This is a genomic window from Paraburkholderia piptadeniae (assembly GCF_900007165.1).
Classification (GTDB): Bacteria; Pseudomonadota; Gammaproteobacteria; order Burkholderiales; family Burkholderiaceae; genus Paraburkholderia; species Paraburkholderia piptadeniae.
In genome coordinates, this window is the sequence record NZ_CYGY02000023.1 from 190290 (window position 1) to 204944 (window position 14655).

At 64.4% G+C, this 14655-nt stretch carries 13 protein-coding genes; 6 read left to right on the forward strand and 7 right to left on the reverse strand.

The genetic code is table 11. The annotated features are described in order from the left end of the window. Nucleotides 1–34 precede the first annotated feature (34 nt). Nucleotides 35–418 carry a nuclear transport factor 2 family protein gene (locus BN2476_RS10865; RefSeq protein ID WP_087734154.1) on the reverse strand — a complete coding sequence of 128 codons (384 nt, stop codon included), beginning with the start codon at nt 416–418 and terminating at the stop codon, nt 35–37. Between the two features lie 44 nt (nt 419–462). Continuing rightward, nucleotides 463–1026, reverse strand: a complete 564-nt coding sequence (locus BN2476_RS10870) for an acyloxyacyl hydrolase (protein WP_087734155.1) — start codon at nt 1024–1026, stop codon at nt 463–465. 354 nt (nt 1027–1380) lie between these two features. Between BN2476_RS10870 and rpoH the strand changes: the two genes are divergently transcribed. From rpoH to cydX, 5 genes are all read left to right on the forward strand, one after another. After that, a complete protein-coding gene (rpoH, locus tag BN2476_RS10875) occupies nt 1381–2316 on the forward strand; it encodes an RNA polymerase sigma factor RpoH (RefSeq protein ID WP_087734156.1) in 936 nt (311 codons plus the stop codon). A gap of 317 nt (nt 2317–2633) precedes the next feature. Next, nucleotides 2634–2894: a cytochrome oxidase putative small subunit CydP gene (cydP, locus tag BN2476_RS48105; RefSeq protein ID WP_087734157.1), complete on the forward strand. Its 261-nt coding sequence runs from the start codon at nt 2634–2636 to the stop codon at nt 2892–2894. Continuing rightward, nucleotides 2884–4473: a cytochrome ubiquinol oxidase subunit I gene (locus BN2476_RS10885; protein WP_087734158.1), complete on the forward strand. Its 1590-nt coding sequence runs from the start codon at nt 2884–2886 to the stop codon at nt 4471–4473. The genes cydP and BN2476_RS10885 overlap by 11 nt, the downstream gene beginning before the upstream one ends. A 37-nt stretch (nt 4474–4510) precedes the next feature. After that, nucleotides 4511–5647 (forward strand): cytochrome d ubiquinol oxidase subunit II, encoded by a 1137-nt coding sequence (gene cydB / locus BN2476_RS10890; protein ID WP_087734159.1) that lies wholly within the window; start codon nt 4511–4513, stop codon nt 5645–5647. Between the two features lie 27 nt (nt 5648–5674). Beyond that, on the forward strand, nt 5675–5788 hold the full coding sequence (gene cydX, locus BN2476_RS10895; protein WP_087734160.1) for a cytochrome bd-I oxidase subunit CydX: 114 nt from the start codon (nt 5675–5677) through the stop codon (nt 5786–5788). A gap of 88 nt (nt 5789–5876) precedes the next feature. Here the strand turns inward: cydX and nagE are convergent, their stop codons facing one another. The 5 genes from nagE to BN2476_RS10920 form a co-directional block, all read right to left on the reverse strand. Beyond that, nucleotides 5877–7655, reverse strand: coding sequence for an N-acetylglucosamine-specific PTS transporter subunit IIBC (gene nagE, locus BN2476_RS10900; protein ID WP_087734161.1), 1779 nt, complete (start codon nt 7653–7655; stop codon nt 5877–5879). Between the two features lie 105 nt (nt 7656–7760). Beyond that, nucleotides 7761–10355 carry a phosphoenolpyruvate--protein phosphotransferase gene (gene ptsP, locus BN2476_RS10905; RefSeq protein ID WP_087734321.1) on the reverse strand — a complete coding sequence of 865 codons (2595 nt, stop codon included), beginning with the start codon at nt 10353–10355 and terminating at the stop codon, nt 7761–7763. A 13-nt stretch (nt 10356–10368) separates the two neighbouring features. Continuing rightward, the gene (locus tag BN2476_RS10910) at nt 10369–11376 is read right to left on the reverse strand and encodes an SIS domain-containing protein (RefSeq protein ID WP_087734162.1); all 1008 of its coding nucleotides are present in this window, start codon (nt 11374–11376) and stop codon (nt 10369–10371) included. After that, nucleotides 11369–12472: an N-acetylglucosamine-6-phosphate deacetylase gene (nagA, locus tag BN2476_RS10915; protein WP_087734163.1), complete on the reverse strand. Its 1104-nt coding sequence runs from the start codon at nt 12470–12472 to the stop codon at nt 11369–11371. The genes BN2476_RS10910 and nagA overlap by 8 nt, the downstream gene beginning before the upstream one ends. Before the next feature lie 132 nt (nt 12473–12604). Beyond that, nucleotides 12605–13339, reverse strand: coding sequence for a GntR family transcriptional regulator (locus tag BN2476_RS10920; protein ID WP_087734164.1), 735 nt, complete (start codon nt 13337–13339; stop codon nt 12605–12607). A gap of 367 nt (nt 13340–13706) precedes the next feature. Between BN2476_RS10920 and BN2476_RS10925 the strand changes: the two genes are divergently transcribed. Continuing rightward, entirely contained in the window at nt 13707–14630 is a 924-nt protein-coding gene (locus tag BN2476_RS10925) for a bifunctional helix-turn-helix transcriptional regulator/GNAT family N-acetyltransferase (protein WP_087734165.1), read from the forward strand. The last annotated feature ends 25 nt before the right edge of the window (nt 14631–14655 follow it).

Sequence of the window (14655 nt, forward strand, 5' to 3'; positions counted from 1 at the left end):
CGCCGTCAGGAACAGAGTGATCGCGCGATCCGCGTCACTCGATTGCGCAACGCGTCGCTTGCCAGGCAATCAGCCGCCACTTTCCGTCCTCCTGCGCCTGAATCGCGGTGTAAGCGATCGGAAAGAGCAGCGCGCCGCTGTTGGCTTCCATCTCGATCAGCGCGCGTCCCGTGACCACGCACGTCTCGCGGCCGACGGGCAGCACGTCCTGCGACTGGATCTCGATCTGCCGATAGCGGCGGCGCCCGGCCGTGATGGCATCGATGAACTGCTGCTTCGACTCGCGCTTGCCGTTCGTGTGGACGTAAATGACGTTGTCGGAGAGCAGCGCGTCGAGCTGCTGCCCATTGCCTTCGACCATCGCGCGAAAGCGATCGCGCTCCAGCCCGCGAATCGCCTCGATCACTTTTGCCGCCATTGCATTCGCCCCCAGGACGACAGCGCCTGCAACGGCGGCCGTCGTCAGAAGTTGTACTGCACGTAAACCTGGTGGAAATTTATACCAGGATTCGGCTCTTTGATACCGCCGTTCGAGACATGCTGGAAACGGTAGCCGAGCTCATACTGCTGATGCGAGCCAAATTGAGCGCCCGCGCCCACCATGTCGGCGAACTGGAACGCAGAGCCCAAGCTGAAGGTCGAAGAGATTCGCGGACTGGTGAGCACGCGCACGCCCAGGCCCGCCTCGACGAACGGCCGGAACGCTCCCGTGCCCTTGATGAACCGCACGACAGGCGTGACGCCGAATTCGCCGATGTTGTTGTGGACATCGCCTTCGTCAGTGTGCCACCACGCGGCGTGCGCTTCGCCGATGAGCGCGAAGTGCCAGCCGCCGATTTCCCACCAGGTCAGATTCGGGTCCCAGACGAAGCCCAGATCGAGCTTGCGCACGTGATGATCGCCGAGGCCGCCCGTAATCTGCACGCCGAACTGGTCAGCCCAAGCCGAACCGCACACGCCCCAAAACGCCGCCGCCGCGGCGCACTTAAGTGCCAGACCACACCAAGCCTTGTTGTTTTCTTCCATCGTGTGTCCACTGAATTTTCAGGGTTGAGCGGCGAGAAATCGTGCAGCGACATTTTAGAGACAGAGGCAATTATCGGACCCTTTAAAAACAACTAAAAAGCCACAAATAATTGGTTCCGTTTCTGAAAAAATCTTACCGATGATTGCGAATTCTTGCTCAGGCGATGGATGCTACGCGTTCGGTAGAGAACTAGCAGACGAGGTACAATACTATTGAGATGTGAATTTCGATAGATATTTGGGAACTTGGATGCCCCTATGGCTTCTAAGTATTAGCACTCGACATACGAGAGTGCTAACATCCATCGTGGTCTGGCTTTGCCGGACTTTTGTCTGAATAAAGGAGTTTGCTACGTGAGCAACACATTGACCCTTCCGAGTACTCTGAGCCCGTCGTCGGCCAAGGCCGGTTCGGCAGGTGCACTGACGCTCTCGCATGCTTCCCTTCTGCCCGGTCACTTGGGCAATATCGACGCCTACATCCAGGCCGTGAACCGGATTCCGATGCTGACGCCGGCAGAAGAGCGCCAGTTCGCCACCGAATACCGCGAGGACAACAATCTCGACGCTGCACGCCGGCTCGTCCTGTCGCACTTGCGGCTGGTCGTGTCGATTGCGCGCAACTATCTCGGGTATGGTCTGCCGCACTCCGACCTGATCCAGGAAGGCAACATCGGCCTGATGAAGGCGGTGAAGCGCTTCGACCCGGAGCAGAACGTGCGCCTAGTGTCGTATGCGATGCACTGGATCAAGGCTGAGATTCACGAATACATCCTGCGCAACTGGCGCACGGTGAAAGTGGCGACGACCAAGGCGCAACGCAAGCTGTTCTTCAACCTGCGCAGCCACAAGCAAGGGTTGCAATCGTTCACGCCGGACGAGATCGACGGTCTCGCGAAAGAGCTGAACGTGAAGCGCGAGGAAGTGGCCGAGATGGAAACGCGCCTGTCGGGTGGCGATGTCGCACTCGAAGGACAGATCGAAGACGGCGAAGAAGCATTCGCCCCGATCGCCTACCTGGCCGATTCACATAGCGAGCCGACGGCCGTGCTGGCTGCGCGCCAGCGCGACCGGCTGCAAAGCGACGGTATCGCGAGCGCGCTGGAGTCGCTCGATCCGCGCAGCCGCCGCATCATCGAGGCGCGCTGGCTTCAGGTCGAAGACGACGGCTCGGGTGGCTCGACGCTGCACGAACTCGCCGATGAATTCGGCGTGTCGGCTGAGCGCATCCGTCAGATCGAAGCAAGCGCGATGAAGAAGATGCGCGCCGCACTGGCCGAGTACGCGTAACGTCAGAGAAACAGTCAGAGAAGCATCGGGCGGCTGAAAGCCGCATCGAACCTGCACTGAGCCCTGCCTTTCGAAAGAAGGTGGGGCTTTTTCTTTGCATCGTCGAAAGCTGCGTCGCCGCAGGTCACGTGCGAGCGCTCGCCTTGACCTGATGCGGAACGTGGCCTATTAGTGGTGAAGCACTGCCGGGCTCGCGACGCGATGACGCGCCCCCAGCCGACAGACTATTCCTACAATCGTTATGCGTGCGCCAGTGCGGCCGTGTGGGGCGCTGGGTCCTGCCGGAGCATCCGGCGCGATGTCGTTGCCAATCGATCATGGCCATAACGCTCAATCATAGGAATCCTTTACGCCGCGCGCTCAGCAGCCGCATCGTCGCGTGGGCCCGCGGCCCGACCTTCGCACGTGACATCGCGATCGTCCTCGCCGTCAAATTCGCGCTTCTGCTCGCGCTCAAGCTTGCGTTCTTCGATCATCCGCAGGCGCAGCACATGTCTCTGCCGCCCGCACAGGTCGCCCAGGCACTGCTCTCCGTGCCCGCCTCGCCTCCGTCCCAAGGTGACAACCATGCCCGCTAGCGATGTCGTCGACCTTTCGCGTCTGCAGTTCGCCGTTACGGCCCTGTATCACTTTCTCTTCGTACCGTTGACGCTCGGACTGTCGTGGCTGCTCGTCATCATGGAGAGCGTCTACGTGATGACGGACAAGCCGGTCTACAAGGACATGACGCAGTTCTGGGGCAAGCTGTTCGGCATCAACTTCGCGATGGGCGTCACGACGGGGCTCACGCTCGAGTTCCAGTTCGGCACCAACTGGTCGTACTACTCGCACTACGTCGGCGACATCTTCGGCGTGCCGCTCGCCGTCGAAGGGCTGATGGCGTTCTTTCTCGAATCGACCTTCGTCGGCCTGTTCTTCTTCGGCTGGAACCGGATGTCTCGCGTCCAGCATCTGATGGTCACGTTTCTCGTGGCGCTCGGCTCGAATCTGTCCGCGCTGTGGATTCTCATCGCGAACGGCTGGATGAACAATCCCGTCGGCGCCGAGTTCAACTACGAGACGATGCGCATGGAGCTGTCGAGCCTCTTCGCCGTGATCTTCAACCCGGTCGCGCAGGTGAAGTTCGTGCACACGGTATCGGCGGGCTATGTGACGGCGTCGATGTTCGTGCTCGGCTTGTCGTCGTGGTATCTGCTCAAGCGCCGCGACACCGAGTTCGCGCTGCGCTCGTTCGCGATCGCGGCGGGCTTCGGCCTCGCATCGACGCTGTGCGTGATCGTGCTCGGCGACGAATCGGGCTACACGACAGGCGAAGTCCAGCAGATGAAACTCGCCGCGATCGAATCGGAATGGGAAACCGCGCCGCCGCCCGCGCCGTTCACGATTTTCGGCATCCCGAATCAGCAGGAAGAGCGCACCGACTATGCGCTGCGTGTGCCCTACGCGCTTGGCATCATCGCGACGCGTTCGCTCGACGAACCCGTCGTCGGGCTCAAGGAGCTGATGGCGCGCAACGAGGCGCACATCAGGAACGGGATGATCGCGTACGGCGCGCTGCAAAAGATCAAGCAGGGCGACACGAGCGACGAAACGCGCGCCTCGTTCGACGCGAACAAGCAGGACCTCGGCTACGGCCTGATGCTCAGGCAGTTCACGCGGAACGTCACCGACGCGACCGCCGATCAGATCAGGCAGGCCGCGAAGAAAACAGTCCCGCCCGTTCTGCCCGTGTTCTGGTCGTTCAGGTTGATGGTCGGCCTCGGCCTGCTGTTCCTCGCGACATTCGTGCTCGCGTTCTTCTTCTGTGCGCAGCGCACGCTGTTGCGCGACAACCGACGCTGGTTCCTGCGCTGGGCTGTGTGGGCGATTCCTCTGCCGTGGCTGGCGGCGGAATTCGGCTGGGTCGTCGCCGAACTGGGACGCCAGCCGTGGACCATCGCGGGCATTCTGCCGACGTCGCTGTCCGCGTCGAGTCTGACCGCGAGCGATCTGTATCTGAGCCTCGCCGGTTTCGTCGTGTTCTATACCGCGCTCTTTATCATCGAGATCACGCTGATGTTCAAGTATGCGCGGCTCGGTCCGTCGTCGCTGCACACGGGCCGCTATCACCACGAGCGGACCGAAACGACAACGGTCGGCGCGAACACGGCTGCATGAGCGACATCGACACGCTTGCATCACGGGACACCACGCTATGGATTACGCAACCCTCAAACTGATCTGGTGGGCGCTCATCGGCACACTGCTGACCGGCTTCGCGCTCACCGACGGCTTCGACATGGGCGCCGGCATGCTGCTGCCGTTCATCGGCAAGACGGACGCGGAGCGGCGCATCGTCGTGAATACGGTCGGCGCGACGTGGGAAGGCAACCAGGTGTGGCTCATCACGGCAGGCGGCGCGATGTTCGCCGCGTGGCCGCTCGTCTATGCGGCGTCGTTCTCGGGCTTCTACTTCGCGATGCTGCTCGTGCTGTTCTCGCTGTTCTTCCGACCCGTGGGCTTCGACTACCGGGGCAAGCGTGACGATCCGCGCTGGCGCAGCGCGTGGGACTGGGCGCTGTTCACCGGCGGCTTCGTGCCCGCGCTGGTGTTCGGCGTCGCGTTCGGCAATCTGCTGCAAGGCGTGCCATTTGCCTTCGATCAGGACCTGCGCGTCACCTATCACGGCAGCTTCTTCGCGCTGCTCAACCCGTTCGCGCTGCTGAGCGGACTGTTGAGCGTGTCGATGCTCGCGGCACACGGCGCGGCGTTCGTGAAGATGAAAGCGGATGGCATCGTCGCGCGGCGCGCGTCCGCCGCGTTGCGCATCGCGTCGCTCGTCGCCGTCGCGCTGTTTCTGATCGCGGGCGTGCTGGTCGCGACGCTGATCGGCGGCTATCAGATCAGCGAGCCCGCTCCGCCCGATACCGTCGCGAATCCGCTGCTGAAGAATGTGCTCGGCGCGCCGGGCCTGTGGCTCACGAACTACTCGCTGTACCCGTGGATGATCGCGGCGCCTTTGGCCGGAATCGTCGGCGGCGTGCTCGCGCTGGTGCTCGCAAACTCGCGCTTCGAGCGCACGGCGTTTCTGTCCACGTCGCTGATGGTGATCGGCGTGATCCTGACGGCGGGCTTCTCGATGTTTCCGTTCATCATGCCGTCGTCGCTGGATGGCCGCAGCAGCCTTACTGTCTGGGATTCGACGTCGAGCCAGATGACGCTGCAGATCATGCTCATCGCCGTCATCGTGTTTCTGCCCGTCGTGCTCATCTACACGAGCTGGGTGTATCGCGTGATGCGCGGCAAAGTGACGGCCGAAGCGATCGAACAGAATCATCACTCGATGTACTGACGCACGACACACGAAGAGGACGGGACCATGTGGTACTTCAGCTGGATTCTCGGAATTGGCCTCGCGCTCGCGTTCGGCATCATCAACGTGATGTGGCTCGAAGCGAACCATGTCGTCGACGACGACGTGAACGAGCGTTGATTCGACAGGCGCGGTGTGCGGTAAACGCAAATCGGCGCCCCGAGGGGCGCCGATTTTTTATCGCAAGACGCTCAGGCAGCCAAGAGCTTCAAGCCGTCGCCGTCAAACGCATCGACAGTTGCTGCGCGTAACGCTGCGCCGATTCGCCGACGACGATATGGAACGTATCCGTCGACACCCACGCGACGTTCAGCGTATCGAGGCGCTGGCGATCGACAGCCGACGGATCGCGCACGACGATGCGCAGGCGCGTCGCCGCCACCGCTTCGAGCGAGACGATATTCGCCGCGCCGCCGAACACGGCGAGCCAGCGCAGCGGGTCCGGATCGAGCGGACCGTTGCCCGTTGCGGAGGGAGCATCGGCAGTCGTCGCAGCCGTAGCCGCATTGCCCATAGATGCCGACGACGAAGCAGCCAAAACGACAGCCGCCGTCGCATCGCCGCTCGCGATCGTCGCGCGGATTTCATCGGCGATGATGTCCGCTTCCGGCCCGATGATGACCTGCACCGCGCCCGCGCCGCGCTTCAGCACGCCGCGCGCGCCGATCGACTTCAGTTCGTTCTCCGACACCTTGTCCGAATCGACGACCGACAGACGCAGTCGCGTCGTGCACGCATCGACCACCGACAGATTCGCTACGCCGCCCAGCGCGGCGATATAGCGCTGCGCGCGCGTCGTCGACGTTGCCGCTGCGCCTTCGACGGGCGCCACGTAACCGGCCGACGCGTACGATTCGGTGGCGGCGTCAGCCGTATCCGGCTCGCGACCCGGCGTCGCCATGTTGAACTTGCGGATGAAGAAGCGGAACAGACCGTAATAGACGACGGCATAGGCAAGGCCGATGAAAATCGCTTCCCAGCCCTTCGTCGACAGGCCGTAGTTCAGCACGTAGTCGATCGCGCCCGCCGAGAACGTGAACCCGAGCTTGATGCCGAGCGCCGAGCAGATCGCGAGCGACAGGCCCGTCAGCACCGCGTGGATCGCATAGAGCACGGGAGCGAGGAACATGAAGCTGAACTCGATCGGCTCGGTCACGCCCGTCAGGAACGACGTGAGCGCCATCGAGAACAGCAGGCCGCCGACCACCGCGCGGCGCTCCTTCGGCGCTTCGTGGAACATCGCGAGACACGCGGCTGGCAGACCGAACATCATGATCGGGAAGAAGCCCGTCATGAAGGTGCCCGCCGTCGGGTCGCCCGCGAAGAAGCGATGCAGGTCGCCCGTCACGGCCGCGCCGCCCGGCGGCGTGAAGGTGCCGAACACGAACCATGCGAGCGAGTTCAGGATGTGATGCAGGCCGGTGACGAGCAGCAGCCGGTTCAGCAGACCGAACACGAATGCGCCGATCGCACCTGCCGTCGTCAGCCAGTGGCCGGCGGTGTCGATTGCGCCCTGCACGGGCGCCCACGCGTATCCGAACACGATGCCCAGCACCAGACACGCGACCCCGGTGACGATCGGCACGAAGCGCTTGCCGCCGAAGAATGCGAGGTAGTCCGGCAGCTTGATGTCCTTGTACCGGTTGTACAGCATCCCCGCGACGATGCCGGCGATGATCCCCGACAGCACGCCCATATTGAGCTTGTCGTTGATGTCCTTCATCACGGCGACTTCGATCAGATAGCCGATCGCGCCCGCCAGCGCCGCAACGCCGTTATTGTCCTTCGCGAAGCCGACAGCGACGCCGATCGCGAACAGGAGCGGCAGGTTGTCGAAGATCGCGCCGCCGGCATCGGCGATCATCTTGATGTTGAACACATCGGGCTGACCGAGGCGCAGCAGCAGGCCGGCCACGGGCAGTACCGCAATCGGCAGCATCAGTGCGCGGCCAAGGCGCTGAATCTTCAGAAACGGATTCCCATCCATTGATACCTCCACTCCTTTGTCTCGTATGTGAGTCGTTGCTTTACATGCAGGTTGAAATGTCGAGCCGACGGGTTCTGTCCCAGGACGGATTGCGCATGTGCGCGATCAGTCTTGCGGCCAGAGTTCGCGGCTCATGGCTCTTACCGCTTGTGCCGATTCGAGCGCCAGAGCGTCCTGGGCGCGCTGACGGCACAGCTGATAATCGAGTTTGCGCACACGTGCCTTGATGCCCGGCACGGACACGGGATCGACCGACAGCTCGGTCACGCCGAGGCCGACGAGCAGCGGCACCGCGAGCGGATCGCCGGCAAGCGCGCCGCACACGCCGACCCACTTGCCATGCTTCTCCGCGCCCTGCACGGCCGCCGAAACGAGCCGCAGCACGGCCGGATGCAACCCGTCCGCCTGCGCGGCGAGATCGGCCTGACAGCGGTCCATCGCGAGCGTGTATTGCGTGAGATCGTTCGTGCCGATCGACAGGAAATCCGCGTGCTTCGACAGCTGGTCGGCGAGCAATGCCGCCGACGGCACTTCGATCATCACGCCGACTTCGATCTTGTCGGTACGGCCGGTTTCGGCGGCGAGCTCGTCGATCCGCTTGCGCAGACGCACGAGCTCACCCACGTCCGTCACCATCGGAAACATGATCCGCACCTTGCCCGCCGGCTGAACAGCGAGCAGGCCGCGCAGCTGGTCTTCGAGCAGATCGGGGCGCACCTGCGCGAGACGGATGCCGCGCAGGCCGAGCGCCGGGTTCGGTTCGGGCGGCAGCGTCAGATAGTCGACTTCCTTGTCCGCGCCGACGTCGAGCGTGCGGATGATGGCCGTGCGGCCTTGCAGCGCGTCGACGATCGACTGGTAGCTCTGACGATGCTCGTCGACGGTCGGCGCCGCCTGGCGATGGATGAACAGCAGTTCCGTGCGCAGCAAGCCGACGGCGTCCGCGCCGTTTTCGACAGCGGCCGTCGCATCGTCGAGCGTCGCGATGTTGGCAGCCACTTCGATCGCGCGACCGTCGCTCGTCGCGGCTGCTTGCTGCGACGTGCGGCGATTCGCTTCGCGCACGCCGGCAAGGCGCTGGCGTTCATTGCGCGCGCGTTCGATATCGAGCGCGCTCGGCGCGTACTCGAGACGGCCCGCCGTCGCGTCGACCACGACCTGCGTGCCGTCGGCGATCGAATGCAGCGCGTCGCCCAGCGCGACGACGGCAGGAATGCCCGCCTGACGCGCGATGATCGCCGCGTGCGACGTCGCGCCGCCGCGCGCCATCACGAGCGCCGTAACGCGCGTGCGATCCAGCGACGACAGGTCCGACGGCGTGAATTCGTCCGCGCTCAACACGGCCTCATCGGGCAGCGAGCGCGCGGCCGCGTTCGAGTAGCCGAGCGCGCGCAGCACGCGCTTTTCGATGTCGCGCAAGTCGGCTGCACGCTCGGCGAGCAGCGCATCGTCGACCTTCGACAGCACGTCGATCTGTGCGCGGATCGTTTCGCGCCACGCGAAGCCCGCGCTCTTGCCGAGACTGATCAGATCGCGCGCCGCGTCGATCAGCGTCGGGTCTTCGAGCAGCACGCGATGCACGGCGAAAATGCCCGCTTCGCCATGCGCGCCGCGTTGCGAAGCATCGCGCACGGTCGTGTTCAGTTCGGCATCGACGGCGGCGAGCGCCTTGTCGAGCTGACGGCTCTCGGAAGCGGGCGTGTTGCCCGTCGTCTCCGGCGGATCGATGTCGGCGTCGTTCCAGCGCACCAGCTTGCCCACGGCGATGCCGGGCGCCGCGCACACGCCCGCGAGCGTGTTCGGCACGAGCGGCGCGCCGCCCGCAACAGGCGCGGGCGCGGCCGCGACGGGCACGGGCGATATCTCGCGCGCCGGCTTTTCTTCCGCTTCGCCGTGCGCCTCGCGCGTCAGTTCGCGCGCGACTGCTTCGACAGCGGCCGCAGCCTGCGCTCCAATGCCGACGATTTCGACCGTCGCGCCCTGCCCCGCGCCCAGCCCCAGCAAACCGACGACGCTTTCGATCGCCGCCTTCTTGCCTTCGAAGCGTACTTCGACGCGCGCATCGAGACCGCGCGCCGCTTCGCGCGCACGCGCCGCCGGACGCGCATGCAGACCGCCCGCATGCGTCAGCACGATCGATTGCCGCGCTTCCTCGGTGACGCTCGACGCCTCGCGCGACGCCGCGACCGCATGGCCGTCTCGCGCACGCAGCGTCAGCAGCGGCGATTCGCCTGCCTTCAGCGTGCCGCCTTCGGCGCGCTCGACTATTTCGAACGCATCCGAATTGGCAATCGCAATCACCGACACGAGGCTCGGCGCGTTACGCGCGACCGTATCCTGGTCGAACTCGATCAGCACGTCGCCCTTGCGCACCTTCGCGCCCTGTTCGACCATCGGCGCGAAACCCTTGCCGTTCAGCTCGACGGTGTCGATGCCGATATGCAGCAGCACTTCGGCGCCTTCCTCCGTCGTGATCGTGACGGCATGGCCCGTACGCGCCAGATGCATCACGACACCGTCGCACGGCGCGACGAGCTTGCCTTCCAGTGGATCAATGCCGATTCCATCGCCGAACATGCCGCCTGAAAACACAGGATCGGGCACGCTCGCGAGCGGAACGACGGGCCCCGTCATCGGCGCGAGCAGAACAATTTGGCCTTCGGAATGGCTCTTCAAAACGGACTCCTCGACACGTCGCATCTGCATCTCTCGATCAGTGAGTTTCGGTGACTTTCATCAGATGGCGCGGCGCATCGGGATTGCGTCCGCGAGCGGCGGCAAGGCCGGCAGCCATCACGTAGAAAGAAAGGATTGCGGCAATCGGATCGAGCGCGGCGTGCTCCGTCGATACGAGTGGCAACGCGGCTTCGGGCACCTCGCCGGGTGCGGCGAGCAGCACGCGCGCGCCGCGCGCCTGCATGTCGCGTGCGAGCTGCAGCAGGCCCGCCTGTTCCGGTCCGCGCGGTGCGAACACGAGCAACGGATAGTCGCGGTCGATCAGTTCCATCGGACCGTGACGCACTTCGGCGCTCGAAAACGCCTCGGCCTGAATGCCCGATGTTTCCTTCAGCTTCAGCGCCGCTTCCTGCGCAATCGCGAGACCGAGGCCCCGGCCGATCACGATCATGCGTTCGACATCGCGCAGTTCGTCGACAGCCTTCGACCAGTCGAGCGCGCCCGCGCGCGCGAGCGCATCGGGCAGCGACTTCAGCGCGCCGAGCAGCGCTTCGTCCTTTTGCCAGTGCGCGACGAGTTGCGCAGAGATGGACAGCATCGCGATATAGCTCTTCGTGGCCGCGACGCTCAGTTCGGGACCGGCGACGAGGGGCAGATAGAACTCGCATGCTACTTCGAGCGGCGAGCCGGGCACGTTGACGGCAGCGACGGTCAGCGCGCCCGATTCGCGCAGCGCCTGCATCGTGCCGACGAGATCCGGACTCTTGCCCGATTGCGAAAAGCCGAGCGCAAGCTGGCCGCGCACTTTCAGCGGCGCCTGCTGGAGCGTCGCAACCGACATCGGCAGCGACGCGACGGGCAGACCGATGCGGCTCATCGTCAGCGATGCGAAGTAACTCGCTGCGTGATCCGAGCTGCCGCGCGCGACCGTCAGCGCGACATGGCGCGGCTCTTCCGCGAGCCGCGCAGCCAGCGCTTCGACGCGCGACGTATCGTTGAGTTGCGCGGCGACCACGTCGGCGGACGCCAGCGCTTCCTTAAGCATATTCGACAATCGATTCTCCTTCGACGTAGGTCGCCGTCAGCGCCAGTTCACGGTCGAACACGACGACATCGGCCCACGCGCCACGCGTGAGACGGCCGCGGTCTTCGAGGCCGAGGTAGTCGGCGGCGTAACGCGACATACGGTTTGAAACGTCGGCCATCGGCAGGCCGAGCGATACGAGGTTGCGCAGCGCCTGATCCATCGTCAGCGTGCTGCCTGCGAGCGTGCCGTCGGCAAGACGCACGCCGCCGAGGCACTTCGTGACGTGCTGGCTGCCGAGGCGGTATTCGCCGTCTGGCATGCCCGTCGCCGACGTGCTGTCCGTCACGACGTAGAGACGCGGAATCGCGCGCATGGCGGCGCGGATCGCGCCCGGATGGACGTGCAGCAGATCGGGGATGATTTCCGCGTACTCCGCATGCGCCAGCGCCGCGCCGACCATGCCCGGATTGCGGTGATGCAGCGGCGACATCGCGTTGAACAGGTGCGTGAAGCTGCGCGCGCCGTGCTTCATCGCGGCGACGGCGTCGTCGTAGGTGCCGAGCGAGTGGCCGAGCTGCACGCGCACGCCGCGCGCGGCGATCTCCGAGATGATGTCCATGTGGCCGGAGATTTCCGGCGCGATCGTGACGACGCGAATCGGCGCGATCGACAGATATTTCAGCACTTCGTCGAGCACCGCCGACACGGCCGCGTCAGGCTGCGCGCCGAGCTTGCCGGGATTGATGTACGGGCCTTCGAGATGCACGCCGAGCACGCGCGAGCCGCCCGGCACGCGATTGCGCGCGACATCGCTGAGGCCGGCCACGACGCTCATCAGTTCGTCGCGCGGCGCGGTCATCGTCGTCGCAAGCAGGCTCGTCGTGCCGCAGCGCGCGTGCGTGCGGGTGATCGCCTCGATCGCGTTGCCCGCTTCCATCACGTCGGCGCCGCCGCCGCCATGCACGTGCAGATCGATGAAGCCGGGCAGGATGTACGGCGCGTCGTTCGTCGACGGATCGACGGCGTCGCCCTTGATCGCGGTGATGCGGCCGTTTTCGAATTCGATCGTGCCGTGGATCCAGCCTTCGGGAGTGAGTATGTTTCCGGTCAGCATGAGTCTCTCTGATGTTGCGTTATCCAGTGCGTGACTGATTCGTACCGCGTGGGTTTCGTGCGTCTTGCGTCTTTTGCGTGTCGTGCATCGGGCCCGCTTTCATTCGCGCTACCGTCGCCGTGCATGCGCAGGTCACAGCCGCAGTTCGGCGACGAAGTCGTAGTAGTCGTCCAGGCAATAGGTGTCCGTGAGTTCGATTGCGCGCTGGTCGGCGCTGTAGCCGACGCGCGTGATCAGTAGAAGCGCGCAGCCCGGATCGATATCCATCAGCGACGCGATTTCGCTCGACGCGTTGACGGCGCGAAAGTGCTGCAGCGCGCGCACGACGGGCGCGCCGTGTTGTTCGAGATAGCTGTAGAGCGAACCGCCGATCGCCTGAGGGTCGGGCACGATCGAAACGGGCAGCGACGAATGCTCGACGGCCATCACGATGCCGTCGGCGCGCCGCAGACGCCGCAGGCTCGCGACGGAGGCGCCCGGCGACAGGCCCAGATGCACGATCTCCTCGCGAGTCGCCGTGCGGATGTCGCGTTCGAGCCAAACGGAGTCCGGCCGGAAGCCGCGCTGCTCCATCTTCTTCGTGAAACCCGTGAGGCGCGACAGCGGATCTTCGACGCGCGGCGTGATGAAGCTGCCCGCGCCGCGCGCCCGCCGGATCAGCCCCTGCTCTACCAGCAGCGCGATCGCCTTGCGCGCAGTGATGCGCGATACGCCGATCGCGTCGGACAACGTACGCTCCGACGGCAACGCTTCTCCCGCCGACCATACGCCGCAATGGATCGCCGTCGCCAGGTTGCGGGCGAGTTGCAGGTACATCGGGGTGACGTTGTGGACGTCGGGAGTCAGGGCGGACCAACGGGTTTCCATAGGGCTCGGTCGGGATCGTAAGGAAGGTGGCCTACGAAATTGGAGCCCATTATATAACCACAATAATACCAGTCAACGAGCTGGTATCTAGCTGGTCTATCTCGATCAAACCCTTGTCGCGAAAGGCAATGCGTCAATTAAGCGGATTTCCACTGACACCGATCTGGCAGTAGGGCATACCCGTATTTGAGACCAGTTGCTAGATTGGTCTCAATCAATCGTCTGTCAACTTGCGTGCGTTAAGCCGCAAATGTCATACCTCTTAATTAACAATCTGGTGCAAACTTCGGAATTCGGGCGTTATCACCCGATCGACAGACACACAGCTTGGTGAACGAATGACAGGCCAATACGGGGAACGGACACGGTGAACGATCCCGCTACAGTCCGGGCGGAAGCCGTCCGCCATTTCAATCGCTTTTACACGCAGCACATCGGCGTGCTGCATGAGCATTTGCAGAAGAGCCCGTTTTCGCTGACGGAAGTGCGCGTGATGCACGAGCTTTCACGCGGCCGGCATCAGACGGCCGCCGCGCTCGCGCGCAACCTCGGCATCGATAGCGGCTATCTGAGCCGTCTGCTCGCGGGCTTCGAGCGGCGCAACCTGATTTCGCGCCGCCCATCGGAGGTCGACGCGCGCCAGTCGCTCGTCTCGCTCACCGACGAAGGCCTCGCCGCCTGGCGGCCGCTCGATGCCGCGGCCGTCGATGAAGTCTCCGCGGTGCTGGCCCGGATCGCGCCGCAATCGCAAGATCAGCTGGTCGGCGCGATGAAGCTGATCGAGCGGCTGCTCGACGAGCGGCCGCGACACAGCATCGTCAGGCTGCGCGCGCCGCGAGCGGGCGATTACGGCTTGCTGATCTCGCGACAGGCGCAGCTGTTCGCGGCCAGCCACGGCTGGGATCACACGTTCGAGGCGCTGATCGCGCAGCAGATCGGGCAATTCGCGCAGCGCCACGACGCACGGCGCGAAAACTGCTGGGTCGCCGAACAGGACGGCCTGATCGTCGGATCGGCGCTGGTCGCGGCTGCGTCGGACGCGCAGGCGCAGGTGGGCATGCTGTATGTCGAGCCGGACGTGCGGCGGCTCGGCATCGGCACGCAACTGATCGACGAGTCTTCGCGCTTTGCGAAGCGCGCCGGTTATCGCGCGCTATGCATCGAAAGCGAAAGCACGCTCGACGATGCGCGCCGCCTCTTCATTCAGACGGGCTTCTCGCTCGCATCGTCGACCCCCGAGCGGCGCTTCGGGCGCGATCTCGTGATCGAGCGATGGGAGCGCGCGCTGTAAGCTCACGCGTGCCGGCCGTTTCCCT

Bases quoted from the DNA above. Each gene is read 5' to 3' on its own strand.
- BN2476_RS10920 (WP_087734164.1), bottom strand. From the start codon at position 13,339: ATGGAAACCCGTTGGTCCGCCCTGACTCCCGACGTCCACAACGTCACC.
- cydP (WP_087734157.1), top strand. From the start codon at position 2,634: ATGGCCATAACGCTCAATCATAGGAATCCTTTACGCCGCGCGCTCAGC.
- BN2476_RS10865 (WP_087734154.1), bottom strand. From the start codon at position 418: ATGGCGGCAAAAGTGATCGAGGCGATTCGCGGGCTGGAGCGCGATCGC.
- BN2476_RS10910 (WP_087734162.1), bottom strand. From the start codon at position 11,376: ATGCTTAAGGAAGCGCTGGCGTCCGCCGACGTGGTCGCCGCGCAACTC.
- BN2476_RS10870 (WP_087734155.1), bottom strand. From the start codon at position 1,026: ATGGAAGAAAACAACAAGGCTTGGTGTGGTCTGGCACTTAAGTGCGCC.
- BN2476_RS10885 (WP_087734158.1), top strand. From the start codon at position 2,884: ATGCCCGCTAGCGATGTCGTCGACCTTTCGCGTCTGCAGTTCGCCGTT.
- cydB (WP_087734159.1), top strand. From the start codon at position 4,511: ATGGATTACGCAACCCTCAAACTGATCTGGTGGGCGCTCATCGGCACA.
- ptsP (WP_087734321.1), bottom strand. From the start codon at position 10,355: ATGCGACGTGTCGAGGAGTCCGTTTTGAAGAGCCATTCCGAAGGCCAA.
- nagE (WP_087734161.1), bottom strand. From the start codon at position 7,655: ATGGATGGGAATCCGTTTCTGAAGATTCAGCGCCTTGGCCGCGCACTG.
- cydX (WP_087734160.1), top strand. From the start codon at position 5,675: ATGTGGTACTTCAGCTGGATTCTCGGAATTGGCCTCGCGCTCGCGTTC.
- nagA (WP_087734163.1), bottom strand. From the start codon at position 12,472: ATGCTGACCGGAAACATACTCACTCCCGAAGGCTGGATCCACGGCACG.